Genomic DNA, 1908 nt, shown 5'->3' with positions numbered 1-1908 from the left:
ATTACCTCGCCGGCCAACGCTTTGCTCTTGATAGCCTGAAGCAGCAGCGCTAATGGTAGAAAGGGATTAGGGATTGGGGATTGGGGTGCTGTAAACGTACCTTTAGAATGGATGACTATTTTTGGTAAATTTCGCGGTTTTCGTTGCAAAGTAGTCTTGGAGGCTTGTTAGTTCAAGATTGCCTTTCTTGCTTGCGCTCAACTTGCTATAAAAAATTCAATCACTTAGCATTTGTTGTTTATTCACCACTGAGCATATTGCTTTGCTGTGAACCTCTATATCGCCATTTTTAGCCTCGAATGCCTATTAGGCGGTTACGCGGAGCAGAATATGAGTACCCAAGAACTCGCGTTAGCCATAGGCAACGCCATTGAAAAAGAACAGTTTGAATCTGCTATTGAACAGGTCGACACACTACGCCCCATTGATGTGGCCGATATTCTGGCCGAAATCCCCCCAGCGCTAGCTTGGCGCTTATTAGATCGCCTGCCCAATAGAGCCACGGTATTTTCCTACTTAGATACCGATGCACAAGGGCTACTGGCCAGAGCCTTTCCGCGAGCCAACTTAGCGCGCGTGGTAGGTGAAATGCCCTCAGATGAGCGAACTGACTTATATAAGCACCTCGATCAAGAGCAAAAAGATGCGCTGCTGCCCGCACTCGCCCAGGCAAAACGCGAAGAAATTAGAAAGCTTGCCGCCTATCAAGAAGGGACTGCAGGCGCCTTAATGAGTGCCGATTACGCCACGCTAGAGCCCAATATGAATGTGGCGACTGCATTGGCCACCTTACGGGTAGAAGCGCCCGATGCAGAAACCATTTATCATGCTTATGTTATTGATAGCGAACGAAAATTATTAGGGGTTGTATCATTACGCGCGCTTATTTTAGCTGCCCCTCATACCTTAATGCACAGCTTAATGATCAGCGCTCCTGTGCATTGTCAGGTAGATGACGATCAAGAAGATGTAGCCAAAACCGTGGCCCGTTACGACCTTATCGCCCTACCTATTACCGATCACCATGGTGCTTTAGTCGGCATAGTGACCCACGATGACGCCATGGACGTGGCCAGTGATGAGGCTACAGATGACTTTCATAAATCTGGCGGTGTGACCAGTATTGTTGGCAAACTAAAAGATGCCAGCATAGGCGTGCTGTATCGCAAGCGAGTATTTTGGCTCGTGCTATTGGTGTTTGGTAACTTGTTCTCGGGGGCGGGCATTGCGCATTTTGAAGACATTATTGCCGCTAACTTGGTACTGGTATTCTTTTTACCCTTACTGGTTGATAGCGGCGGTAACGCTGGCTCGCAGTCGGCCACCTTAATGGTGCGCGCCTTAGCCACCGGTGATGTGGTGATGCGCGATTGGTTTAGTTTATTAGGTAAAGAGGCCTTAGTGGCACTCTGCTTAGGCGCCACTATGGCCGTGGCCGTTTCAGCCATTGGGTATATGCGTGGCGACGAAGTAGTCGCACTGGTATTAGCCATGAGTATGATGTCGGTGGTAATGATCGGCTGCGTGGTGGGTATGAGCCTGCCTTTTGTATTAAATAAACTGGGCTTTGACCCTGCCAGCGCCAGCGCTCCGCTAATCACCTCTGTGTGTGATGCCTCGGGAGTGATTATTTATCTGTTTATCGCTTCACGATTTTTAGCCTTAGGTTAGTAGGCTAAAGGACAAGAGACTGGTGATTGGTGAATAGGGATTGGTGAATAGGGATTGGGGAATAGGGATTGGGGAATAGGAAGTGGCAAGTGAAAAATAAGCGCGGTGTGCTAATCACTAGTCCCTAATCACCCATCACCCATAACCAATCCCTAGTCACTGTTTTAGCTTGGTGCTAGGCGCTATTTCTTACAGCTTAGCGCTTAAAGCCGCCCGCCTTTTTGGGTACAATCGTAA

1 protein-coding gene is annotated in these 1908 nt (G+C 48.5%); it reads left to right on the top strand.

The window, feature by feature from the left end; translation table 11 throughout:
- Positions 1-330: 330 nt before the first annotated feature.
- Positions 331-1671 (top strand): magnesium transporter, encoded by a 1341-nt coding sequence (mgtE, locus tag ACTHY5_RS07785; protein ID WP_441878404.1) that lies wholly within the window; start codon positions 331-333, stop codon positions 1669-1671.
- The last annotated feature ends 237 nt before the right edge of the window (positions 1672-1908 follow it).

The organism is Oceanisphaera sp., assembly GCF_052084945.1.
Classification (GTDB): domain Bacteria; phylum Pseudomonadota; class Gammaproteobacteria; order Enterobacterales; family Aeromonadaceae; genus Oceanimonas.
This window is presented reverse-complemented; position numbering and strand designations above follow the sequence as displayed.

What these genes read in the sequence shown, in the direction of transcription:
- mgtE (WP_441878404.1), top strand. Translation starts at nt 331, where the DNA reads ATGAGTACCCAAGAACTCGCGTTAGCCATAGGCAACGCCATTGAAAAA.